The sequence below is a fragment of the Phenylobacterium sp. P4_E10 genome (genome assembly GCF_056401675.1).
In genome coordinates this window covers 67,835-89,383 of sequence record NZ_JBFUIW010000012.1, presented here as the reverse complement: position 1 = coordinate 89,383, position 21,549 = coordinate 67,835, and the positions used below count along the sequence as shown (strand labels likewise).

Sequence of the window (21,549 nt, the reverse complement as noted above, 5' to 3'; positions counted from 1 at the left end):
GATATGCCCAGCGACGACACTCATCGCCGGCCGCGAAAGCGTATTGGACAGTTCCCGCAAACAAAACGGGCGCCCGTTGAACGAGCGCCCGTCATACCAATCCTTGATATTGACTCTAGCTGTCGTAGCCGGGGAGCGCCCGGTCAAGTTGCCGCAGGGCGCCCGGCCAGGCCAGCTTGCCGCCCAGGCCGCGGGCCAGCTGGGACTTCACCTCGTCCTGCGCCGCCTCGGGGGCGAAGAGGACGTTCTCACGGCCAGCCGACAGGGCCATCACCTGCTGTTTGCAGGCCCGCTCCAGGTAGAACATGTTGATCCAGCAGTCGGCGGCGGTTTCGCCCACGGTCAGGGTGCCGTGGTTGCGCAGCAGCATCATCTTCTTGTCGCCGATGTCGGCCACGAGGCGCTCGCGCTCGTCGAGGTTCAGGGCGATGCCCTCATAGTCATGATAGGCCAGCTGGGTGCGCACGATCAGCGCATGCTGCGAGAGCGGCAGTAGCCCCTCCTTCTGCGCCGCCACGGCCACGCCCTGGTCGGTGTGCAGGTGCATGACGAAGTGGGCGTCTTCCCGCGCGGCATGGATGGCCGAGTGGATCGTGAAGCCCGCCGGATTGATGAAATACGGCGTCTCCTGGAGGATGTTGCCCTCCAGGTCGATCTTCACCAGCGAAGAAGCGGTGATCTCGCCGAAGTACATGCCGTACGGGTTGATCAGGAACTGATGTTCGGGTCCCGGCAGGCGGGCCGAGATATGGGTGTAGATCGCGTCATCCCAACCATAGAGCGCCACCAGCCGGTAGAGCGCCGCGAGGTCGACGCGCGCTTGCCACTCCTCGGCGCTGACCTTGCCCTTCAGCGAATTGACGCCCGCGAGCGAACCATCGGCCATAGCGGTCTCCCTTCAAGTGTTCTGATATCTCGTTGGGCCGCAGAGTCGCGCCCGGCGCCGCCAGCGTCAAGCGCCGTGCTGGGCGAGTTCATTATCGGCCTGGTTAATTGACTTCCCCCTCCGAGGGGCGGAAAACCATTAACAAGAACAATAACTCTCCGCGCATCACGCAGTCAGTTCCTGAGTTGGCGCCTGTCCCCTAAGCGGAACGACGGGCGCCCTGGAAATTCCTCGTTGCGAAGCGGAGTGTCATCGTGTCCCAAACCAGCATCAAAATGCTCGCCTTGGCTGCAAGCCTCCTGCTCGCGGGATCGGCCGAGGCGGCCACCTTCTACAAGGCCACTCTTCTAGGCTCGAACGAGAACCCGCCCAACGCCACCACCGGCACCGGTACGGCCCTCGTGACGATCGACGGGACCAACATGACGTTGGACGTCGCGTTCCAGAACATGACGAACCCCACCACGGTCGCGCACATTCACTGCTGCGCCACGCTGCCGGCCAATGCGGGCGTCGCCACGGGAGTTCCGACCTTTCCCGGTTTTCCCACCGGGGTGACTAGCGGGACTTACCTGCAGACCTTCGATATGACCCTGGCCAGCAGCTACAACCCGGCCTTCGTCACCGCGCAGGGCGGCGTTGCCCAGGCCTTCGCCGCGCTGGTTGGCGGTCTCGGATCAGGCAGGGCCTATCTGAACATCCACACGGCAGTCTTCCCGGCCGGCGAAATCCGCGGCAATTTCTCGGCGGTGCCTGAGCCGGCCACCTGGGCGCTAATGATCACCGGCTTCGCCTTGGTCGGCGTCGCCGTCCGTAGTCGGCGGCGGCTGCTGCCCGCATAGCGCTGCCTAGGCGCTGGTCCGCACCCGGGCGACCGCATCCAGCCAGCGGGCATAGGCCGCCTCGCGATCGTGCGTGTTGAGCGACGGCTCCATCCGCTCGGTCGTGGGCCGGGCGGCGATCGCCTCCTCGACGGTGGCGTAGACCCCAGCGCCCAGGCCCGCGAACAGGGCCGCGCCCAGCGCAGTGGTTTCCAAGTAGCTGGCCCGCCCCACGGCGATCCCGGTCAGATCGGCCAGTCGCTGGCTGAACCAGGCGCTGCGCGACATGCCGCCGTCGATCCGCAACTCGACCTCGCGGCCGAAGGCGCCGGGCGCGTCGGCCCGCATCGCCTCGATCAGGTCGCGGGTCTGCAGGGCGCAGGCGTCGAACGCCGCCTGGGCGATCTCGGCCAGGCCGGTGTCGCGGGTCATGCCGAACAGCGCGCCGCGGGCGTTGGCGTCCCACCAGGGCGCGCCAAGTCCGGTAAAGGCCGGCACCAGCACCACGCCGTGATCGTCCCGGGCCGTCTGCGCGAGCTTCTCGACGCCAGCGCCGCCTCCCTCGACCTTCAGGCCTTCATTGACCCATTGGAGGGCCGCCCCGGCGATGAAAATCGAGCCTTCCAGCGCATAGGTGGTGCGGCCCTTGAGCCGCGCCGCGACCGTGGTCAGCAGCCGTGAGCGCGACGGCGCCAAGTGCTCGCCAGTGTTGACCAGCATGAAGCAGCCCGTGCCGTAGGTGGCCTTCATTTCCCCGGCGCGCACGCAGCCCTGGCCCATCAGCGCCGCCTGCTGATCGCCGGCCACGCCGCGGATCGGCACCGCATGGCCAAGCAGTTCAGGCGCGGTGGAGCCATAGTCGTCCGCGCAGTCCAGCACCCGCGGCAACATCGGCGCAGGCACCTCCAACATCTCGAGCATGTCGGCGGACCAGGCCTGGGCCTTGATGTCGAACAACAGGGTGCGGGAGGCGTTGGTCGCGTCGGTGGCGTGCACAGCCCCGCCGGTCAGCTTCCAGATCACCCAGGTGTCCATGGTGCCGACCAGAAGTTCACCCGCCAGAGCGCGTTCTCGCGCGCCCTCTACGGCTCCCAATATCCAGGCGACTTTGGTCCCCGAGAAATACGGGTCCAACAGCAGGCCGGTGATCTCGGTGACCTGCGGCTCCTTGCCGGCGGCGCGAAGCCGCTCGCAGGTCGCAGCCGTGCGGCGGTCCTGCCAGACGATGGCCCGATGGATCGGCTTGCCGGTGGCCTTGTCCCAGACCACCACCGTCTCGCGCTGGTTGGTGACGCCGATGGCCGTCACCTCTGCCATCGAGCGCCCGGCCTTCTCGACCGCCTCGCGCAGCACGGCGACCGAGGCTTCGAAGATTTCCTCGGCGTCGTGCTCAACCCAGCCGTCGTCCGGATAGAACTGCTCCAGCGGTCGGCCGGCCTGGGCCAGCGGCGCGCCCTTGGCGTCGAACAGGATGGCGCGCGTCGAGGTGGTGCCCTGGTCCAGGGTCAAGATCAGCGGCTCAGCCATGCACCCCTCCCGAGGCGCGAGTCGCCCCACATGGTCAGCAGGTTGTAACCATGTTTTCATCCGCGGGGCGCAGATTTGCGGTCCCTTCGCGGAGAAGCTCTTGAGCGTGGCGACCACGACCGACGAGTTACTGGACCTGGCGCGCAGCCGTGCGCCGGCCGACCGCGAACGTCTGTTGCTGGCGATCGTCGACCTGTGCGATGCGGGCGAGAGCGCCGCCGGCATGATGTCCAGCGAACCGGCCCAGGCGCTGCTCAACTCGATCTTCATGAGCCTGGTCGTCGAGGCCGAGCGCGACATCCGCCGCCGCCTGGCGGAAAAGCTGGCCCGCGCCCCCTGGGCGCCTCCGGCCCTGATCAACGTACTGGCCCTGGACGACATCGAGATCGCCCGCCCGGTCATCGCCTCCAGCCCGGTGCTGGATGATCGAGCCCTGGTGCGTCTGCTCGTCGAGGCGACGATCGAACATCAGATCGAGGTCGCCCGCCGTCCCAACATCGGCCGGCCGGTGGTCGCCGCGATCCTTCGGCAGAGCGAGCCTGCGGTGCTGACCGCCCTGGCCGACAATCCGACCGCCGCCATTGACGAGGGCGATCTCGCCGTTCTGGTGCAGGCATCACAGAAGATTGCGGCCCTGCGCTCTCCCCTCGCCCGCCATCCCGGCCTGAACGACGAGTTGGCCCGCGGCCTCTACCTCTGGGTTGGACAGGCGCTTCGGCTATCCATCGCCGCCCGCTTCCGCCTCGACCCTGCCGAGCTGGACGGCGCGCTCGCCGCCTCGGTGCGCGAGGCGCATGGCGGGACCTGCGAGCAGACACCGGCCGAGATCAAGGCGCGCGAGCATCGGCGCGAGGAGATGGAACAGCGGCTTGTCGACAAGCTCGAGGCCGCCGGCCAGCTGCGCCCCGGCTATCTGATCCGGGCTCTCAAGGAAGGCCGTCTTGGCCTGTTCCTCCTCAGCCTGGCGACCCTTGGCCGCTTCGAGCCAAGCCACGTGCGGCGGGCCGTGGACTCCGACCGGCCGGAACTGCTGGCGCTCGCCTGCGCGGCCGTCGGCATCGATCGCAGCGTCTTTCCGAGCATCCTGGAAATGGTCCGCGACTTGAACGGCGGTCTCCCCGGCGGCGGCCAGGAAGGCGCGCGCCGGGCCAGCGGCGCCTTCGGTCCATTTGAGGCTCACATAGCCGGAGCCGCCTTCCGCCAGGCCCTAAAGCCCGGTTGACGGCCCGCCCGTTTCCGGGACTTCTGCCCGCGCATGTTCAAGCCTGAGCCTTTCGTGACCCGTCTCGCCTTCGCGGCCAGCGACCGCCCTGAGGCGCAGGACGCCCGCCACCTGCTGGTCGGCCGCTATGGCGAGGCCAGCGAGGAAGACGCCCAGGTGATCGTCGCCCTGGGCGGCGACGGCTTCATGCTCGAGACCCTGCACGAGAACCTCAAGAGCGGTCGGCCGATCTACGGCATGAACCGCGGTTCGGTTGGGTTCCTGATGAACGAGTACAGCGAGGACGCGCTGCTCGAACGGATCAACGCCGCCGAGCAGGCGGTCATCCATCCGCTGTCCATGGTCGCCATCGACGCCTCCGGCCGGCGGCACGAGGCTCTGGCGATCAACGAAGTCTCGCTTCTGCGCCAAACGCGTCAAACCGCCAGGCTCCGCATCTCCATCGACGGCAAGGTCCGGCTGGGCGAGTTGTCCTGCGACGGGGCTCTGGTGGCTACACCGGCCGGCTCGACCGCCTACAACCTCTCAGCCCACGGCCCGATCATCCCGCTCGACGCCAAGATCCTGGCCCTGACCCCGATCAGCGCCTTTCGGCCGCGCCGCTGGCGCGGGGCGCTGCTGGCCCACACCGCCAAGGTCACCTTCGAGATCCTCGAGGCCGACAAGCGCCCGGTCAGCGCAGTGGCCGACAACTTCGAGGTCCGCGACGTGGTCGCGGTCCAGATCGCCGAGAACCGCGACGTCGCGCTGCACATGCTGTTCGACGCAGGGCGCAGCCTTGAGGAGCGGGTGCTAGCTGAGCAGTTTTCCGTTTGAATTCGGCGACTTCCCGGCTCATCCGTTGTTAACGCATGGCGCATATCGTCCGGGCGTTGTCCTAGGAGGCGCGTTATGAGCCAGCAAAATCCGGTCATTCAGCCCCCCAGTCTTCGCCTGAAGGTCGGCGGCCGTTTCGGCGCGATCGATCCGAGCGCCATTGCCAAGGCCGAAGCGGCTCTGAAGAGCCTGTCCGGCAACTTCGCCCAATGGCTTTCCGATGAAGTGGTCAAGCTCGATGGCGCCCGCCAGCGCGTGCGCGACGAAGGCGTCACCGCCGAGACCATGGAAAGCCTCTACCTGCGCGCCCACGACCTGAAGGGCCTGGGCACGACCTATGAATTCCCGCTGATCACCCGCATCGGCGCCTCGCTGTGCCGCCTGATCGACGACAAGGACAAGCGCTTGTCCGTCTCGCTCGCGCTGGTCGACGCGCACATCGACGCCATCAAGGCGGCGGTCCGCGACGACATCAAGACCGACGAGCATCCGGTCGGCCGCATCCTCATCGAGGAACTTGAGCGCAAGGTCGCCGCGGCGGCCTAAGCGCTACATCACGTTCGACAGCGGCTCCTCGACCACGCCGTAGCCGGCGTCCGGCGGCAGCACCAGGACCTTGCCGCCCGGCCGGTCCTGGATCTGCGGCTCAACCGTCACCAACATCCGATCATTGGCCCGCGCCACACAGTCGTCGGCGCTCGCAGCCTCGGCCAGCAACTGCACGTTCATTCGCGTCGGGAAGATCACCTTGCGCTCGCCGGCCAGCGCCAGGCGCAGCACTTCCTTTGGCGAAATCCATTCGGCGTCGACCGTCTCGCGCCCATCGCAGGCGGCCAGCTGATCGTCAGGCGCGACCGCTGCGTAGAACCAGGTGTCGAACCGCTTCGGCGTTAGCGGCGGGGTGATCCAGCGCGCAAAAATCGTCAGCGCATTCAAATCGATAGACACGCCCAGCTCACGCACGACATCAAGGAAGGCGAGTTCACCGGCGTCGACCTTGGCGCGGACCTCCAATGGCGCGGACTCGCCGCCGATGGGCGAACCGTCGTCGCGCACGCCCAGCAGGATGCCGGCTTCCTCGAACACCTCGCGGATCGCCGCGATCCGTAGTCCGCGCTGCTCGGCGTCGTAATCTCCGAACCCCAGCGCCCGCTCAGCCCAGGCTGGATCATGGTCTCCGGCGTGGCTCTTGCCGCCCGGAAACACCAGCGCGCCGGAGGCGAAGTCGATCTGATGGTGGCGCTTGACCATCAGCACTTCGAATTCCGGGTCGTCGCGCAGCAGCAGGATGGTGGCTGCCGGCTTGATGTCTTGCGAGGTCATGACGCCAGCTTGGGAGCCTGACGCCGGCCACGCAAGTATGACGCTAGGTCAGGCCCGCACCGCGACGCCGCAGGACTCTCGCGCCGCGCCCGACACGGAGTCCATCTTCTCAAGCAGGTAATCGACGTCCTCGCGGCCGACCACCTCGGGCTGGGTCAGGAACCGCTGCAGCATCCGCTCCTGGAAGCGCTCGTGGTCGCGCAGCCCCCCGTCGAATTCCATGGAGTGGTAGGTGTCGACCCCGGCTCGGAAGGCGCCATAGAGGCGGGCCGGCAGACCGGCGCGGTCGTAGATCGCCTTGAGCCCCAGATCCCCCGCGTCGTGGATCATCAGCCAGGTCCGGTGGTGAGGCACGCTGGCGAGCTCGGCCAGCCCCCACTCCAGGAAGGTCATGTGGCCCTGAGCCAACGCCCGCAGCAACAGCGAGGCGGTCAGCCGGTCGTTGCGGTGCAAGTGACCGACAAAGCCGCGAACGTCGTTGGTCCGCCCGGCCTGGTCCACCAGGTCGAGGGTCGCCCGTTCATGGGCGCCCATGGCGATCTCCAGCGCCAGCTCGGACGAGATCTGGTGGTGGTTCAGCAGGTGGTCGCGGACCTGCTCGCTGACCATCTTGACCAGCCGTTCGGTCACCGAGAGCGGCAAGGCGTTGCGATAGGCCACTGCCGCCAGCACCCGCTCAGAGGCCTCGAAGCGATCGACCACCACCTGCAGCGACGGCTCGGCGAAATCGGCGTTGTCATTGGCGCAGGCTGCTTCCACCGCCCGCTCGGCGCCGTGTTCGGCCAGGGCCGCGGTCACCGCCAGCGAGACCGCCGGCCGCTTGGCGATCACCACCTGCCGCACCGGTTCGCCAAGCCTGACGATCTCCACTAGGTCGGCGTCGGTAAAGGCCGGCGAGCCGCCGAGGATCGGCAGGCTGACGCTCTCGACGTCTTGGGCCAGCTTCAGGGCGACGTCGTGAGGCACCAGCGGCGAGACCTTCAAGGTCACAGCCAGCGCCCGCCGCACCACTTCGGCCGCGTCCTGCGCCATCACTCGCAGGATGTCCTGGGCCCGCGCCCTGTCCTCGTCGGACAGCGTCGCTCCGTCGAGCCGGCGGCAGATCTTCTGGGCCGCGGCCGCGCGCTCGTCAGGGGTCGCCCCCCTCACCAGCGCACGGATGTCGTTGTCCGTCAGCGCCGCACGCGTGGTCGCCATAGCCCCTGCCCCAAATCGGAGTTCCTCGCGTTTGATAGTCGACGGTTAAGCTTAATGAACGGTTGCCTAAAACCTGTGCTTTTCCAGCGCCGCGTAACCTCTCGCCAACACTGTCCAGATAAGCTCCCAGGCTATCCCCGAGGAACACGTTTGATGCTGCCTACGACCGATAGTTTGGAGCCTCGCGGCGGATTGTCGGTCACCCAGCAGGCGCTCGACACCCAGACCTCGCTGCTGCCCTACGCCCTGGCCGCATTCGCGGTCAGCCTGCCGCTCTACGTGTGGGCCGGCTCCTATGCGCCCAACGCCGTTTGGATGACCGGCAGCTTCGCGATCTTCGCCGCGGCCTGGGGCGTCTTCTACGCTGTGGTGAACTGGATGAAGCGGCCGGATTCGGCCCTCGACATTCGCCGCCGCGGCCACCTCCATATTGCCGGCGGCCTGGTCTGGACCCTGGCCGTGGCGCAAATCGCGGCCTTCGCCGACAGCGCGGGCCCGGCCCGCGACATCCTGATGATGATCTCGGTGGCCGCCGCGGCCATCATCATCTTCTTCACAGCCCCTTGGCTGCCGAGCCTGCTGATCGTCGGCTTTGCGACGGCCGCCGCTCCGCTCTTCTTCCTGCTCGGTCGCTCGGATGAGACCAAGACCGCCAACATGGCCTCGGGCGCCCTGGCCCTGGCGCTGGCCCTGGCGCTGATCCTCAACCGCATCCTGCGCCGCCAGTTCGCCCTGGCCGCCGAACGCGAAGTACTGATCGCCGAACGCGCCGGCCGCATGGAGGCGGCGCGCCAGCTCGCCCAATCGAAGTCCGACCTGGTCGCCACCCTCAGCCACGAGATCCGCAACGGCCTGACCGGCGTGGCTCACGTGCTGGCCTCCGCGGTCGGCCACAACGGTCGCTCAGCCCCGTCCCGCGAACAGCTCTCGGCGGCCCTCGACGCGGCCAACGACCTGATCGCCGTCCTCAACACCACGCTCGACTCCGAGACCGCCGAGGCCGGCCGGCTCGAGGTCGACACCCACCCGTTCGACGCCGTCGCCCTGGTCCGCGACCTGGTGCTGCTGAACCGCCCCAACGCCGCCGCCAAGGGCCTGGAGCTCACCCTCCACGTCTCCAGCGAACTGGCGGCCATGGATCGCGGCGCAGCCGTCGCCGACGCGCACCGCGCCCGCCAGATCCTCGCCAACCTGCTCGGCAACGCTCTGAAGTTCACGTTGCGAGGCCGCGTGGAGGCCCGCATCGAACTCGCGCCCTCCGGCCGCCTGGCCGTCGAACTGGCCGACACCGGCCCGGGCCTCTCGCCCGAGGAACTCGAACAGGCCTTCGAGCCCTTCAACCGCATCGCCCGCACCAGCGCCGGCACCTCCGGCGCGGGACTGGGGCTTTCGCTCTCGCGCCAGCTCGCCCGCCTGATGGGCGGTGAACTCCTGGCCCACAGCGCCGTCGGCGTCGGGTCCTGCTTCCGCCTGGAACTGCCCTTCGACAGGGACGTCCAGCCGGAACGCGAGCTGGACCAGCCCGTCGAAGCCGCCAGCTCGGCCGCCGCCGCCGGGCCGCGCCGCCTGCGGGTGCTGATCGCCGAGGACGACGCCCTCAACGCCGCCATGCTGCGGGCCGTGATCGAACAGCTTGGCCACCAGGTCGTGCACGCCATCGACGGCCGCCGAGCTGTCGATCTGGCCAAGGTCTGCGAGTTCGACCTGCTGATGATCGATGGACGGATGCCCAACCTCGACGGCCCAGCGACCATCGCCGCCATCCGCAATCTCGACACCGACATGGCGCGGGCGCCGATCGTCGCGGTGATCGGCGGCGACGCTGACGAGGCCCGGGAATGCAGCCTGGCCGGCGCCGACGCCGTGCTTCGCAAGCCGGTCAGCGTCACCGCCGTCGCCCGCGCGGTGGCCGACGCGGTCGCCGTCGAGCGCGACGACAGCCCCGCCCAAGCGTTCGGCTAGGCCGCTTCCACGCGCGGCCTTGAGGCCGACGACCGGCGGCTCCACTATGCTTCTCAAAACAACGGGAGGAGCGCCTGGTGCTGCTGCAGGGTCTGAAGGTCGTCGAGTTCGCCTCCTACATCGCTGCGCCGGGGGCCGGCGGCATCCTGGCCGACTGGGGCGCGGAGGTGATCAAGGTCGAGCGGCCGGAAGGCGATCCGATGCGCCATGTGTTCGGCGACGCCAAGGGCGAGATCACCACCAACCCGACCTTCTGCCTCGACAACCGCGGCAAGCGCGCCGTGGTGCTCGACATCTCCAAGGACGAGGGCCGCGAAGCCCTGGCCCGCCTCGCCGCCCAGGCGGACGTCTTCCTGACCAATGTCCGCCCCGCGGCGCTCAAGCGCGCCGGCCTCGACGAGGCGACCCTGCGGGCGGCCAACCCGCGGCTGGTCTACACCATGGTCACCGGCTATGGCCTGGAAGGCCCCGACGCCGGCAAGCCCGGCTTCGACGTCACCGCCTTCTGGTCGCGCGCCGGCGTCGCGCACATGCACGCGCCGAAGGGCGCGGACCCGTTCATCCTGCGCACCGGGGTCGGCGACCACATGACCTCGCTGGCGACCGTCTCGGCGATCCTCGCGGCCCTCTATGAGCGTGAGAAGACCGGGGTCGGCCGCGCGGTGCAGACCTCGCTGCTGGCGACCGGGGTCTACGCCGTCGGGTCCGACCTGGCGGTGCAACTGGCATTCGGCAAACTCGCCTCGAACCGGCCGCGCAGCGCGCCGTTCGACCCGCTGGCCAACTTCTACCGCAGCCGCGACGGCCACTGGTTCGTCCTCAACCCCCGCGGCGCCAGCAACGACTGGCAGCTGCTGTGCAAGACCTTCGGGCGCGAGGACCTGCCGGCCGACGAGCGCTTCCGCACCGGCCGCGTGCGCCGCGAGAACAGCGCCGCCCTGGTCCAGGAGTTCGACGCCGCCTTCACGGCGCTCGACTTCGCCGAGATCGCCCGTCGCCTCGACGAGGCGGACCTGGTCTGGGCCCCGGTGCAGACCCCCGCCCAGGTCGCCGCGGACCCGCAAGTGGCCGCAGCCGGCGCCCTGCTGGAGGTCGAGGACGGCCAGGGCGGAACCTATCGCTCCCCCGCCGCCCCGGCTCGCTTTCCCGGCGCGGACGCGCTCGTGCGCCCGGCCGCCCCTGGCCTCGGACAACACACCCGCGAGGTGCTGGCCGAGATCGGCTATTCGCCCGACCAGATCGAAGCGATGCTGAGCGCCGGCGCGGCGGTGTAGCGATGAAACCTGCGCAGACCCGAGCCCTCTATGCAGGCTCTTTCGATCCGATCACCCGCGGCCACCTCGACATCATCCAGAAGGCGCTGAAGACCTTCGACCAGGTCCACGTCGCGGTGGGCGTCAACCCGCTGAAGACGGGCCTATTCGAGGTGGACGAACGGCTCGACCTGATCCGCCGGTCCGTGACGGAACTGGATCCCGCCGGCGCGTTCCCTGAACAGGTGGAGGTCGGCTCCTTCGCCGGCGAGAGCGTCATCAAATACGCGCGTCGCATCGGCGCCACCCACGTCGTGCGCGGCCTGCGCCAGTTCTCCGACTTCGACGACGAGTTCCGCTATCACGGCGTCTTCGGGCGGCTCGAACCGTCGATCCCGATGATCCACATCATCTGCCACGAGACCTTCCTGCACGTCAGCTCGAGCACGGCGCGCGAACTCGCCGCTCTGCACGAGGACGTCTCCTGGCTGGTCACCCCCAGCGTGGAAGACGCTCTGCGGCGCAAGTTCGGAGCCTAGGCCGCCGTTCCAGGCCAATGCTCACGCCAGTTGGGGTATCCACCCGATATCGATGTCGTTTGCCCCTGCCCTTTGCTGAGCGGGGGCCGGAACTCTCCGGTTGCGGTCCCGCCCCTGCAACACAGGAAGCTGGCCATGGCGAATACGCGCGCGTTTCTGACCCTCGGCGCGGTCGCCGCCATGAGCGTCGGCTTCACGGGCCTGGCCCAGCCCAGCGCCGCGCGTGAACCGCAGCCGACCGTCGTTCCGAAACCCGAACCGACGCCGCCTGTGCCGGTTTTCAAGCGAAGCCTCGCCTCGTTCGCCAAGTCGAACGCCAACCAGCAGTGCTTCGACCGCGCGACCGAGCCCTACACCGGCGTCTCCGACGCCCACTTCCATCCGCGGCCGTTCGGCGGCCAGGCCATCGAGCCGGCCACTCTGTTCGGGTACTTCGACAAGGCCGGCGTCCGCTTCGTCACCTACATGGGGATCGGCCAGTCGCTCGATATGGCCAGCGACTGCACCTACTACCTCGACTGTCCGGGGACCTCGGCCCTGCCGAGCATCAAGAACGACTTCGTCAACGGCGTGCAGGTGAAAACCTACCCGCACGACAACGTCCACATCACCCTGTCGATGACCTTCGTCGACCTCGCCCACCCGGACGACGCCATCGAGACCATCAAGCTCTACGACAAAGAGTTTCCCGGAATGTTCAAGTGGACCGGCGAGGCCAACGTCATGAAGCAGGCCCTGCTGAAGAACAATTTCGAGCCGGCCACGATCGAGAGCATCGACCGCTGGGCGCCGTTCATGAAGGTGCTCCAGGAGCGCGGCATTCCGCTCACCCTGCATGCGGACCTGGGAAACGACGCCGAGCCGACCAAGTTCGTGCCGCTGATGCAGCACGTGCTGAAGAGCTATCCGAACAACAAAATCGTCTGGGCGCACATGGGGCTCTCCAAGGAGCTGACCCACATGGATCCCAAGCTGCACATCGCGATCATGAAGAAGGCCCTGGACACCTATCCGAACCTGATGCTCGACATCTCGTGGGACGTCATTTTCAACTCGTACTACCAGTACGGGCAGGAATTCATTGATTTCTTCAACGCCTATCCGACCCGCATCCTGAACGGCTCGGACTTCGTCGCGGCCAGCAACAAGACCTTCGACCAGTACTGGAAGGAATTGGAGATCACGAGCCGGGTGAACAGGCGTCTGAACGACGAGGCGTTCCGCAACATCGCGCTGGGTGAAAACTACTTCCGGCTGCTGAACCTCGACTACACCGCCCCAAAAATCTGCCGCCCCTAGCGGATTAACGCCAGGGGCGGCTCTTCAACGCGCGCGACTGAGGGGTTCAGACTGGCTGAGAAGCGAAGGGATTCCCGCCCAGCGCGTTGGAGATCGCCGTAATGGCGCGCTGGCCGCGAACGCTGTTGCCGGCGGCGTCCAGTGGCGGCGCGAAGGTGCCGATCCCGAACTTGCCCGGCGACACGGCGATCAGGCCGCCGCCGACGCCGCTCTTGGCCGGCAGGCCGGTGTGGAACAGCCACTTGCCGCTGTCGTCATAGAGTCCGGCGGTGGCCATCACGGCCAGGATGCCCGGCACAAGCCGCGGGTCGATGACCTGCTTGCGGGTGATCGGGTTGCGGCCGCCGTTGGCCAGGGTGACCGCCATGTTGCCCAGGTCCTTGGCGTTGACCGCGATCGAACAGGCTCGCGTGTAGAGGTCCACCGCGACGGCGGGGTCGCCAGGGAAGCGCTCATAAGCCGACATCAGCATGCTGATCGCGCGGTTGCGCTGGTTGGTGTCGGACTCTGACTTGTAGACTTCCTGGTCGACGTCGAGTTGACGGCCGGCGAAGTCGCTGTGAATGCCGATGACCTTGGCCCAGATGTCGTCGGGGTTGGAACCCTTGACCATGCCCATGGTGGCGATGGCGCCTGGGTTGACCAGCGGGTTCATCTCCTTGCCGCGGAACTGCTCGACCGCGACGATTGAGTTGAACACCTGACCCGTCGCATCGACGCCCACCGAGTTCTCGACCAGCGCCTCACCCGACTGCTGGAACACCAGCGCCATGGTGAAGACCTTGGAGATCGACTGGATCGAGAATTTCGGCTCGATATCCCCAGCCGTCGACATCTTGCCCTGCGGGGTCGCCAGCGCGATGCCGAAATAGTTGGACGGCACCTTGGCCAGCGCGGGGATGTAGTCGGCGTTCTTGCCCTCGTTGAGGCCCTTGTAGGCGTCGTACGCGGATTTGACGGCGGCGTCGGCCGAGGTGCTGGCCTGCGCGAGCGCCGGGCCCGCGGCCAGGCCGGCGGAACCGGCGATGCCGAATAGCGCCAGACCTCTGGCGAGATCCCGGCGAGAGGCGTTGACTTGGGGCATCGGATCGCTCCCTGGGGCGTCGATTATTTGATGAAGTCTTTGCTGGAGAAATTGTACTTGAACGTGACCTGCAGGCGGTAATCCTCGCCTTCTTCCCCGTCCTTGTCTTCGCGGGTGCCCCACAGGAACTCACCGCCCATCAATATCTTGTCAGAGGGCGTGTAGAGCAGGTTCGCCGACGCATACTGGGCGGTCTGGAAAGCTGAATCTTCTTGGAAGTTGGTGTTATCGACCTGGACGCGGCTATAGCCGATCGAGGAACTCCACTCTTCGTTCCAGTAGTGGTCGTAGTAGGCCATCACCCCGAACAGCGGCACGACGTCGCCGCGAAGCCCCTGGTTCGGCACGCCCGGCGTCGGAGGCGCTCCGAGCTCGTCGGCTTCGGGGGCGAGATCGGTTCCCCCGTCGTTCATGTAGCTGGCGATGCCTTCGCCGTAGACCGCGCTCAGATGGATGACGTCCTTCTCGAACAGCTTGATGTTCGAGGAGAGGTTGATGCCCCAGCCAAACTTGCTGTCCGAAGGTTCGTTGTTGGGGGTTCCGGCGGTTTCGAAGCCGACACGCCGCGCGATGCCGGCGATCTGCACGTGCCCCCAGTCGCCGTTATGGCGCCAGTGGGCGGTCAGGTCCGGAAGTTCCTCATCGCCCTGCAGGCCTGACGCGATATCAGAGTCGATCAGTCGGACGTTGCCGGGGTCGATGTCGTTGCCCGGCTGTTCGATGGCGATCGCGAACTGGTTCGAGTCGGTCTTGTAGGTGTAGCGGATCTGCGGGTTTCGCAGAAACACCATGCCGTTCGGACCCCAGTAGTCGACCGTATTGGGAAAGGTGTCGCCGTCCATGAAGAGGCTGTTCGTCTGCCCCGCCAGGACCGGGCCCCACTCGCCGTAGACGTGGCGTAGGCGGAACGTGGTTTGGCCGGCGTCGCCGCCGACGCCGTAGAGGTCGAACTCAAAGCGGACGAACAAGTCATGGTCGCCTACCGGCTGATTGGCGCGAACGCCGAGCCGCGATTGCCGGACGCTGATGACGCTCTGGCCGTCGTCGCCGAATACGCCGTCCTCCGTCGGAATCTTCGACGGTCGCAGGGTCGCGTCCCAGGCAGGGTCGACGCGCTTGAAGTCCTGGACGTAGTCGACCTGGGCAAAGCCGTAAACTTCGAAAGAGGGTTCGGCTTGGGCGGCGCCGGCCGCCAACAAGCAGACCGCAGATGTCCCCACCAGGAGCCGCACCTGCAGCCGGCGTCTGTTGCGTGTCATATGCCACCTCTTCCCCGAGCGCCGAGCGCCCTTGCTTTGCTAGAGGTGTATTTTTGAAGCTGGGGCTTGGACATACAGGCGACGCCTAGGGCTTGATCAGGAAAAGCCTGATGCGGGGTCGCGGAAAACCCTGATGCTCGGACGCAAATTCCTCCTGATCGTCACGCAATTTCAGTCAGTCCAGCACACCGGGGTTATTACCAATGGGCTAGTCTGGCGGCGCTGGCCTGCGCCGAGCCCGGCCACCCTGACCGGCTCCAATCGACGGAGGCTGGTCGCTGTAAGGCCTGCCGCTTAGCTCGCCTTGTCGCGAGCTTCGGACAGCACGCGCAGCATCTCGCTGGTGAACATCGAGCCAGTCATCCGGGCGCCGGAGCTGGCGTCGTCCTCGGCTTTGGAGCCGCGCAGGATCAGGTCGATCATGGCGTCCTGGCTCTTCTGCAGCGCCTGCTGGCGGGCCGAGGCGTACTGCACGAAGGCGCTTTCCTTGGGTGCGGGCGCCGCGGCCGGCGCGCCGGCGCCGGAGCCGCCCTTGGTCAGGTTGGCGTAGACCTCCGCCACCGTCGCCGCCCGGCCGTCGCGATAGAAGATCGAGCGGTTGGCGTTGGCGGCGTCCGGAAACAGGCCGGCGGCGCTGGCGCCGGGCTGGCTGCGCACCGCCTCGATCAGCTTGGCCGAGCCCTGCGGTCCGAGGAAGTGAGCCGCGTAGAGCTCGCCCGCGGTCGGCGCGCGTCCTACTCGGCCACGAAGATATGAGGCGTGGTCGGAGGTCAGTTCCCCGGCCATCAGCGAGGCCGCGTGCGGATCCAGCCTCAGATCCATCACCGCCTTGCGGGCCTCCGCCCCGGCCACGTGATAGCGGCCGTCTGCGCCCTTGGTGATCAGCTCGGCATAGCGGGCGTAACCGTACTTGGCCCCGTGCTGCTTGAGTGTCGAAAGCCAGGTCTGCTCAACGAACTGGAACAGGCCCGCCGCCGACGAGGACTGCGCCTTGGCCTTGGGATCATAACCGCTCTCGCGGTGCGCGGTGCGCATCAGGAACGTGAAGTCGACGCCCGTGGCGTTGGAGGCCCGCTGGATTGCGGCCTCCACGACTCCCCTGATTCCCTGGATCGACATGGCCCAGATGTCGCCTCACATAGTTAACGCGTCGCTAACCATGTTCTTCCGCGCTCGCGCCTTGCGTCCCGATCGCGGCGCTACGATCTTGCCCGGCAGGCTTCAGCACAAGGCGGACTTCATGACCCAGCCCCTCATCGGCTTCAAGGACGGCGCGTCGCTTCCCCAACTGGGCCTTGGCGTCTGGCAGGTGCCCGATGACGAAGCCGCCGCCATCGTGCAGGCCGCCGTCGAGGCTGGCTATCGTCAGGTCGACACCGCGGCCGTCTACCAGAACGAAGCCGGCGTCGGCGCCGGGCTGAAGCGCGCCGAGGCGGGCGCCGAGGTCGCGGTGACCACCAAGCTGTGGAACGAGAGCCAGGGCTTCGACCGCGCCCTGCGGGCCTTCGACAAATCCCTGCAGCGCCTGGGCCGCGACAGCGTCGACCTCTACCTGATCCATTGGCCCTGCCCGACCCAGGATCTCTATGTCGACAGTTGGAAGGCGTTGGTGCGGTTGAAGGAAGAGGGCCGCGCCAAGTCGATCGGCGTCTCCAATTTCGCGGCCAACCACCTGCGCCGCATCGTTTCCGAGACCGGCGTCGCGCCGTCGGTCAATCAGATCGAACTGCACCCTCGCTTTCAGCAGACCGCTCTGCGCGCGGCCCACGCCGAGCTCGGGATCGTCACCGAGAGCTGGAGTCCGCTCGGCCAGGGCAAGCTGCTGGCCGATGCGGTGATCGGCAAGGTCGCCGCCAAGCATGGCAAGACCCCGGCCCAGGCGATCATCCGCTGGCATCTGGACAGCGGGATGATGGTCATCCCCAAGTCGGCGAACCCCGAACGGCTCCGCCAGAACTTCGACGTCTTCGACTTCGCCCTCGACGCCGAGGACCTCGCCGCCATCGCCGGCTTGGACGACCCGGACGGCCGGATCGGTCCTGATCCGCTGAAGTTCGGCTGATAGGCGAAACCACCGCAAGTTCGCCACCGATCCGCCACGGTTGCGCTCCCATACGGCCAAGCTTCGAACATGATCAAGGCGCGACCCTTTGTTTCAGCGATGAAAACAAAGGGAGGTCGCCATGGTCGTCCGTCAGTTCCTGCCGTTCGCTGCAGGTCCTGCTCTACGGAAGTATCGCAAGTCTCCGGCCGTCACCGCCGCCATCGCGCTGTCGGTGATTGTCCACGGCGGTCTGGCCGCCTACCTGGCGGTGAAGACCTGGTCGCCGCCCGAGATCGAGCCCCTGCCGGAAGGCCCGATCATCAACGTCGAGACCGTCACCTTGAGGCCCAAGCCGGAGCCCGTGGTGGCCCAGCAGCCCCGCGCGGTCACCCCGCGGGTCAGCCAGCCGATCGATTCATCGATCCTTCCGCCAACCCAGATTCCGATGGATCCGTCGCCGGCTCCTCCGCCGGTCGATCCGCCGACCAGGATCGCTCCGCCGGCGCCGCCAACCCCGACCGCCGCCCCGCGCATCGTGGCTCCGAACTGGCTCAAGCGTCCGGGAGCCAAGGAGTTCGCCCGCTTCTATCCGGACCCGGCGGTGCGCAGGGAGATCGGGGGCACGGCGGTGATCTCCTGCCAGGTCAGCGCCGCCGGCGCGCTCAGCGGCTGCTTGGTGGTTCGCGAAAGCCCTGGCGACGAGGGCTTCGGACGCGCCGCCCTCAAGCTGGCGCCCTATTTCCAGATGAGCCCGATGACCCGCGACGGCCAGCCGGTGGAGGGCGGCACGGTGCAGATCCCGATCCGCTTCAACCTCGGCGGCTAATTGGCAAGGCTCGGCTTGCTCAATAGCTCTCAGTAGCTCTTGGGCAGGCCGAGCACCCGCTCGGCGATGTAGTTCATCACCATCTCGCGGCTGATCGGCGCGATGCGGGCGATCATCGCTTCGCGGAAATAGCGCTCGACGTGGAATTCCTTGGCGTAGCCCATGCCGCCGTGGGCCAGCACCGCCGCTTCGCAGGCGTGGAATCCGGCCTCGCCGCCCAGGTACTTGGCGGCGTTGGCCTCAGCCCCGCACTCGCGCCCGGCGTCGAACAGCGCCGCGGCCTTGAACGCCATCAGGTTGGCCGCTTCCAGTTCGGCCCAGGACTTGGCCAGCGGGTGGGCGACGCCTTGGTTCTGGCCGATCGGCCGGCCGAACACGATCCGCTCCTTGGCGTAGCCCGCCGCCCGCGCCAGCGCCGCGCGGCCCAGGCCCACGGCTTCGGCCCCGAACAGCACCCGCTCCGGATTGAGGCCGTCCAGCAGGTAGTAGAACCCTCGCCCCTCTTCGCCGATCAAGTCCTCGGCGGGGACCTCGAGGTTGTCGATGAAGACGCTGTTCGACTCGACCGCCTTGCGGCCCATCTTCGGGATCACCGTCGCGCTGATCTTGCTGCGGTCGAAGTCGGTGTAGAACAGGCTGAGCCCCTCGGTCGCCTTCTTCACCTGATCCTTCGGCGTGGTGCGCGCGATGATCAGCATCTTGTTGGCGCGCTGGGCCATTGTGGTCCACACCTTGCGGCCCGAGATCACGTAGCCGTCCTTGGTGCGCACCGCGCGGGTGGTCAGGCTGGTGGTGTCCAGGCCGGAGTCGGGCTCGGTGATGCCGATGCAGATCTTGTCCTCGCCAGACATCAGCCGCGGTATCGTCCGGTTCCTGAGAGCCTCGCTGCCATACCTGACGATAGGCATTGGTCCGAAGATGTTCAGGTGCATGGCGCTGGCCCCTGAAAACCCCGCGCCAGACTGCGTAACGGCCTGCATGACCAGCGCCGCTTCGGTCAGCCCCAGCCCCGCTCCCCCAAACTCCGTCGGCATGGCCGTGCCGAGCCAGCCGCCGGCGGCCATGGCCGCAACGAATTCTTCAGGAAAATCACCGGTTTCGTCGGTTTTCCGCCAGTAGTCCGCATCGAACCCCGCGCACAGCCGGGTCACGCTCTCGACGATGGCTTCCTGTTCCTCGCTCAACCAGAAGCCGCTCATCACCCTCTCCCTACCTACCGAACCGCGCCGGGCTCAGCCTCTCGGCAAAGGGACCAGCCTCCCCCTCCGTCACGCAAGCCGTGATCAGCCTGGCGACCAGCGGGGCCAGCAGCCAGCCATTGCGCCGCGCGCCAGCCGCCAGCAGCACGCCCTGGTGCCGACCCCGCCCGACCATCGGCAGGCCGTCCGGGGTCGTCGCCCGCACGCCGGTCTCAGCTGCGAAGTCGGCCTGCGCCAGGTCCGGAAACAGCCGCGCTCCCGCCGCCTTCAGCGGCTCGACCTGGGCCGGATCGACGATGCGGTCGTCTATCCCAGCCTGCATGGTGGCGCCGATGGTCAGTCCTCCCGGCGCCGCGGTGACGTAGGCTCCCGGGCCTCGCACGACCACGCCCTCATAGGCCCGCTCGCGGGTGCGCAGGATGTGGCCCTTGATCGGCGAAAGCTGGTCGAGCTCCGGCGCGACCACAGCCAGGTCCCGGCTCGCGCCTGTGGCGATCACCAGCCGCTCAGCGCCCTCGAAACCGGTCGCCTGCTGCTGGCGGAACTCCACACCGGCCGCCAGCGCCGCGCCTCGCAGGGCGGCAAGGGTGGTTGAGGCCTCGATCCGCCAGTCCTCGCGGATAAGGCTACCGCGGGTCCACTGGGTCGCCAGGCCTGGCGCCAGGCCGTCGAGCGCCCGGCGTTCCAGTTCGGTGGGGTGCAGGCCCAGCCCACGCAGGCCGGCGTCGACCTTGGCTAGGAACGCATCGTCGCCCACCGCCACAGCTCCCGCACGGTCAGCGACGACGCCGATGCGCGCTTCCAGGGCGGGCCAGAGGTCGCGGGCGGCGAGCAGCAGGTCGAAGTGCGGCGCGGCTCCCGCGTCCAGCACCGCCTCGAAGGCGGGGGCCAGCATGCCGGCCGCCACGCCCGAGGCGTTGTCCCCAACCGGGGCCGGGTCATAGACCGTCACCTGCGCCCCGGCGTCCGCCAAGGCCAAAGCCGTGGTCAGGCCGAGCGCGCCGGCTCCGGCCACGGTGATCTTGGCGCCTTTGCTCATGGCCCTAACCAGCGGTCTTCGCGCTTGAAATCAAGCGCTGAACCGCTGGCAGGGCGAAGCTATTCCGCGGCGATGGTGATGGACGCGGCGGAGCGGTCCTTGAAGTTGATCTCCTGGAGGTACTTGATCCCCTCCTCGGCGATGTCGTCGCCGACCATCTTGTCGCCCTCGGCCTTCAGTTCGTCCATGTCCACGTAGGTGGCGTAGAACGCTCGCGTCCGTTCGGTGATCAGGCCCGAATTGAACAGCGTCTTGATGAGCACCCGGAAGATGTTGGTCTGGCTCTTCAGCCGCTCGCGGCGGCGATCGTCGTTCTGGATCAGGACCACCATCTCTGCGCGCACCCGGTCCGGATCGAGCCCGAAGTCGGCATAGACCCCCGCCTGTTGATTGGGCGAACCCATGTTGAACAGCAGCGACTGGAAGCAGTGCGCGGCCCAGTCCTCGACCATGTCGCGCTCGGCCTGGGTCATCTTCGGGATGGTGCGGTCGGCCCAGATCTTCCCAAACTTGTGGTGAAAAGCCTCGTCGGTCATCACCAGCTGAAACAGCTTCTTGGCCAGCGGATCGCGGTTGTACTGGAAGCCCGCTGCGAAGGCGCCCATGGCTAGGCCCTCGACCAGCATCTGCATTCCGATGATCTTTTTGTAGACCTCGGGAGCCTCGATGATCTCGACCAGCAGGGTCTTGAGCACCGCGCCGCAGGGCCGCGGCCGGCCCCACCGGGCCTTGATGTACTTGGCGAAGGCCGTGACGTGGCGGGCTTCCTCGCGGGTCTGGTTGGCCGCGTATTCCTGCGCGCCCTGGTCCTTCAGCACGTGGCAGAGGCTGGCCGACAGGTTCAGCGCGCCCTGCTCGCCGTGCAGGATCGAGGAGAAGTTCCACAGCGCCATCTCGTTGATGAACTTGGCCTTCTGACCGGTCTTCTCGAGATGGTCGAGCACGTAGGGGACGCTCAGGCTCATGATCTGGTCATCGGGCAGGAGCGGCTCGTTCTCCATGTCCCAGGGCGCCGAGAAGTCGATGTACTTGGTGTCGAGCGGATCCCAGAAGTGATCGTGGGTCGCGGAGATGATCTTGTCGAAGGCGGTGGAGCGCGCGTTGTAGCGATCCAGCTCAAGCATGGATTCGAAGTCGTCCGGGGCCACCGCGTCATACATGACGTCTTTGGTGATGTTGCCGTCGGCCATATCCTGGTTCCTCCCGATGCAGCGTGGGAAGCAGGCTCCGCCTGTGAACACCGTTTGGATAGC

The 21,549-nt window shown here is 67.3% G+C and carries 20 protein-coding genes; 10 read left to right on the top strand and 10 right to left on the bottom strand.

What is annotated here, in order from left to right:
• Positions 1-115: 115 nt before the first annotated feature.
• Positions 116-886 carry a class II aldolase/adducin family protein gene (locus tag AC1DQJ_RS14915; RefSeq protein ID WP_477604638.1) on the bottom strand — a complete coding sequence of 257 codons (771 nt, stop codon included), beginning with the start codon at positions 884-886 and terminating at the stop codon, positions 116-118.
• 275 nt (positions 887-1,161) lie between these two features.
• Between AC1DQJ_RS14915 and AC1DQJ_RS14910 the strand changes: the two genes are divergently transcribed.
• Entirely contained in the window at positions 1,162-1,728 is a 567-nt protein-coding gene (locus AC1DQJ_RS14910) for a CHRD domain-containing protein (RefSeq protein ID WP_477604772.1), read from the top strand.
• Positions 1,729-1,734: 6 nt separating this feature from the next.
• Here AC1DQJ_RS14910 and glpK read toward each other — a convergent pair whose 3' ends face one another.
• Entirely contained in the window at positions 1,735-3,234 is a 1,500-nt protein-coding gene (gene glpK, locus AC1DQJ_RS14905; RefSeq protein WP_477604636.1) for a glycerol kinase GlpK, read from the bottom strand.
• Between the two features lie 106 nt (positions 3,235-3,340).
• On the opposite strand from glpK, the gene AC1DQJ_RS14900 reads away from it, so the two are divergent.
• The 3 genes from AC1DQJ_RS14900 to AC1DQJ_RS14890 all read left to right on the top strand — a co-directional run bounded on the left by AC1DQJ_RS14900 (position 3,341) and on the right by AC1DQJ_RS14890 (position 5,818).
• Complete coding sequence (locus AC1DQJ_RS14900) at positions 3,341-4,456, top strand: DUF2336 domain-containing protein (protein ID WP_477604770.1); 1,116 nt, start codon at positions 3,341-3,343, stop codon at positions 4,454-4,456.
• 33 nt (positions 4,457-4,489) lie between these two features.
• On the top strand, positions 4,490-5,272 hold the full coding sequence (locus AC1DQJ_RS14895) for an NAD kinase (protein ID WP_477604634.1): 783 nt from the start codon (positions 4,490-4,492) through the stop codon (positions 5,270-5,272).
• 75 nt (positions 5,273-5,347) lie between these two features.
• Positions 5,348-5,818: an Hpt domain-containing protein gene (locus AC1DQJ_RS14890; protein ID WP_477604632.1), complete on the top strand. Its 471-nt coding sequence runs from the start codon at positions 5,348-5,350 to the stop codon at positions 5,816-5,818.
• Between the two features lie 3 nt (positions 5,819-5,821).
• Here the strand turns inward: AC1DQJ_RS14890 and AC1DQJ_RS14885 are convergent, their stop codons facing one another.
• Together AC1DQJ_RS14885 and spbR are read right to left on the bottom strand one after the other, a co-directional pair.
• A complete protein-coding gene (locus AC1DQJ_RS14885; protein ID WP_477604631.1) occupies positions 5,822-6,595 on the bottom strand; it encodes an NUDIX hydrolase in 774 nt (257 codons plus the stop codon).
• 48 nt (positions 6,596-6,643) lie between these two features.
• On the bottom strand, positions 6,644-7,792 hold the full coding sequence (gene spbR / locus AC1DQJ_RS14880) for a SpbR family protein (protein WP_477604629.1): 1,149 nt from the start codon (positions 7,790-7,792) through the stop codon (positions 6,644-6,646).
• Positions 7,793-7,945: 153 nt separating this feature from the next.
• Here spbR and AC1DQJ_RS14875 point away from each other — a divergent pair, with 153 nt between their 5' ends.
• The 4 genes from AC1DQJ_RS14875 (at position 7,946) to AC1DQJ_RS14860 (ending at position 12,845) form a co-directional block, all read left to right on the top strand.
• The gene (locus AC1DQJ_RS14875) at positions 7,946-9,754 is read left to right on the top strand and encodes a hybrid sensor histidine kinase/response regulator (protein ID WP_477604627.1); all 1,809 of its coding nucleotides are present in this window, start codon (positions 7,946-7,948) and stop codon (positions 9,752-9,754) included.
• A gap of 77 nt (positions 9,755-9,831) precedes the next feature.
• Complete coding sequence (locus AC1DQJ_RS14870) at positions 9,832-11,028, top strand: CaiB/BaiF CoA transferase family protein (protein ID WP_477604625.1); 1,197 nt, start codon at positions 9,832-9,834, stop codon at positions 11,026-11,028.
• Positions 11,029-11,030: 2 nt separating this feature from the next.
• The gene (gene coaD, locus AC1DQJ_RS14865; protein WP_477604623.1) at positions 11,031-11,546 is read left to right on the top strand and encodes a pantetheine-phosphate adenylyltransferase; all 516 of its coding nucleotides are present in this window, start codon (positions 11,031-11,033) and stop codon (positions 11,544-11,546) included.
• A gap of 135 nt (positions 11,547-11,681) precedes the next feature.
• A complete protein-coding gene (locus AC1DQJ_RS14860; protein ID WP_477604621.1) occupies positions 11,682-12,845 on the top strand; it encodes an amidohydrolase family protein in 1,164 nt (387 codons plus the stop codon).
• A 46-nt stretch (positions 12,846-12,891) separates the two neighbouring features.
• Here the strand turns inward: AC1DQJ_RS14860 and glsA are convergent, their stop codons facing one another.
• From glsA to AC1DQJ_RS14845, 3 genes are all read right to left on the bottom strand, one after another.
• Positions 12,892-13,929, bottom strand: coding sequence for a glutaminase A (gene glsA / locus AC1DQJ_RS14855; RefSeq protein ID WP_477604619.1), 1,038 nt, complete (start codon positions 13,927-13,929; stop codon positions 12,892-12,894).
• A gap of 23 nt (positions 13,930-13,952) precedes the next feature.
• Complete coding sequence (locus tag AC1DQJ_RS14850) at positions 13,953-15,188, bottom strand: DcaP family trimeric outer membrane transporter (RefSeq protein ID WP_477604617.1); 1,236 nt, start codon at positions 15,186-15,188, stop codon at positions 13,953-13,955.
• A 294-nt stretch (positions 15,189-15,482) separates the two neighbouring features.
• Positions 15,483-16,307 carry a transglycosylase SLT domain-containing protein gene (locus AC1DQJ_RS14845; RefSeq protein WP_477604615.1) on the bottom strand — a complete coding sequence of 275 codons (825 nt, stop codon included), beginning with the start codon at positions 16,305-16,307 and terminating at the stop codon, positions 15,483-15,485.
• Between the two features lie 121 nt (positions 16,308-16,428).
• On the opposite strand from AC1DQJ_RS14845, the gene AC1DQJ_RS14840 reads away from it, so the two are divergent.
• Positions 16,429-17,250, top strand: coding sequence for an aldo/keto reductase (locus AC1DQJ_RS14840; protein WP_477604613.1), 822 nt, complete (start codon positions 16,429-16,431; stop codon positions 17,248-17,250).
• A gap of 121 nt (positions 17,251-17,371) precedes the next feature.
• Positions 17,372-18,058: an energy transducer TonB gene (locus AC1DQJ_RS14835; protein ID WP_477604611.1), complete on the top strand. Its 687-nt coding sequence runs from the start codon at positions 17,372-17,374 to the stop codon at positions 18,056-18,058.
• A 29-nt stretch (positions 18,059-18,087) separates the two neighbouring features.
• On the opposite strand, the gene AC1DQJ_RS14830 is transcribed toward AC1DQJ_RS14835, so the two are convergent.
• Genes AC1DQJ_RS14830 through AC1DQJ_RS14820 form a run of 3 tightly spaced genes read right to left on the bottom strand, consistent with a single transcriptional unit; the run spans position 18,088 to position 21,486 of the window.
• A complete protein-coding gene (locus tag AC1DQJ_RS14830; protein WP_477604609.1) occupies positions 18,088-19,257 on the bottom strand; it encodes an acyl-CoA dehydrogenase family protein in 1,170 nt (389 codons plus the stop codon).
• Between the two features lie 10 nt (positions 19,258-19,267).
• Positions 19,268-20,296 (bottom strand): NAD(P)/FAD-dependent oxidoreductase, encoded by a 1,029-nt coding sequence (locus AC1DQJ_RS14825; RefSeq protein WP_477604607.1) that lies wholly within the window; start codon positions 20,294-20,296, stop codon positions 19,268-19,270.
• Positions 20,297-20,355: 59 nt separating this feature from the next.
• The gene (locus tag AC1DQJ_RS14820; protein ID WP_477604605.1) at positions 20,356-21,486 is read right to left on the bottom strand and encodes a ferritin-like domain-containing protein; all 1,131 of its coding nucleotides are present in this window, start codon (positions 21,484-21,486) and stop codon (positions 20,356-20,358) included.
• Between the last annotated feature and the right edge of the window lie 63 nt (positions 21,487-21,549).

Bases quoted from the DNA above. Each gene is read 5' to 3' on its own strand.
- AC1DQJ_RS14915 (WP_477604638.1), bottom strand. From the start codon at position 886: ATGGCCGATGGTTCGCTCGCGGGCGTCAATTCGCTGAAGGGCAAGGTC.
- AC1DQJ_RS14910 (WP_477604772.1), top strand. From the start codon at position 1,162: ATGCTCGCCTTGGCTGCAAGCCTCCTGCTCGCGGGATCGGCCGAGGCG.
- glpK (WP_477604636.1), bottom strand. From the start codon at position 3,234: ATGGCTGAGCCGCTGATCTTGACCCTGGACCAGGGCACCACCTCGACG.
- AC1DQJ_RS14895 (WP_477604634.1), top strand. From the start codon at position 4,490: ATGTTCAAGCCTGAGCCTTTCGTGACCCGTCTCGCCTTCGCGGCCAGC.
- AC1DQJ_RS14890 (WP_477604632.1), top strand. From the start codon at position 5,348: ATGAGCCAGCAAAATCCGGTCATTCAGCCCCCCAGTCTTCGCCTGAAG.
- AC1DQJ_RS14885 (WP_477604631.1), bottom strand. From the start codon at position 6,595: ATGACCTCGCAAGACATCAAGCCGGCAGCCACCATCCTGCTGCTGCGC.
- spbR (WP_477604629.1), bottom strand. From the start codon at position 7,792: ATGGCGACCACGCGTGCGGCGCTGACGGACAACGACATCCGTGCGCTG.
- AC1DQJ_RS14875 (WP_477604627.1), top strand. From the start codon at position 7,946: ATGCTGCCTACGACCGATAGTTTGGAGCCTCGCGGCGGATTGTCGGTC.
- coaD (WP_477604623.1), top strand. From the start codon at position 11,031: ATGAAACCTGCGCAGACCCGAGCCCTCTATGCAGGCTCTTTCGATCCG.
- AC1DQJ_RS14860 (WP_477604621.1), top strand. From the start codon at position 11,682: ATGGCGAATACGCGCGCGTTTCTGACCCTCGGCGCGGTCGCCGCCATG.
- glsA (WP_477604619.1), bottom strand. From the start codon at position 13,929: ATGCCCCAAGTCAACGCCTCTCGCCGGGATCTCGCCAGAGGTCTGGCG.
- AC1DQJ_RS14850 (WP_477604617.1), bottom strand. From the start codon at position 15,188: ATGACACGCAACAGACGCCGGCTGCAGGTGCGGCTCCTGGTGGGGACA.
- AC1DQJ_RS14845 (WP_477604615.1), bottom strand. From the start codon at position 16,307: ATGTCGATCCAGGGAATCAGGGGAGTCGTGGAGGCCGCAATCCAGCGG.
- AC1DQJ_RS14840 (WP_477604613.1), top strand. From the start codon at position 16,429: ATGACCCAGCCCCTCATCGGCTTCAAGGACGGCGCGTCGCTTCCCCAA.
- AC1DQJ_RS14835 (WP_477604611.1), top strand. From the start codon at position 17,372: ATGGTCGTCCGTCAGTTCCTGCCGTTCGCTGCAGGTCCTGCTCTACGG.
- AC1DQJ_RS14830 (WP_477604609.1), bottom strand. From the start codon at position 19,257: ATGAGCGGCTTCTGGTTGAGCGAGGAACAGGAAGCCATCGTCGAGAGC.
- AC1DQJ_RS14825 (WP_477604607.1), bottom strand. From the start codon at position 20,296: ATGAGCAAAGGCGCCAAGATCACCGTGGCCGGAGCCGGCGCGCTCGGC.
- AC1DQJ_RS14820 (WP_477604605.1), bottom strand. From the start codon at position 21,486: ATGGCCGACGGCAACATCACCAAAGACGTCATGTATGACGCGGTGGCC.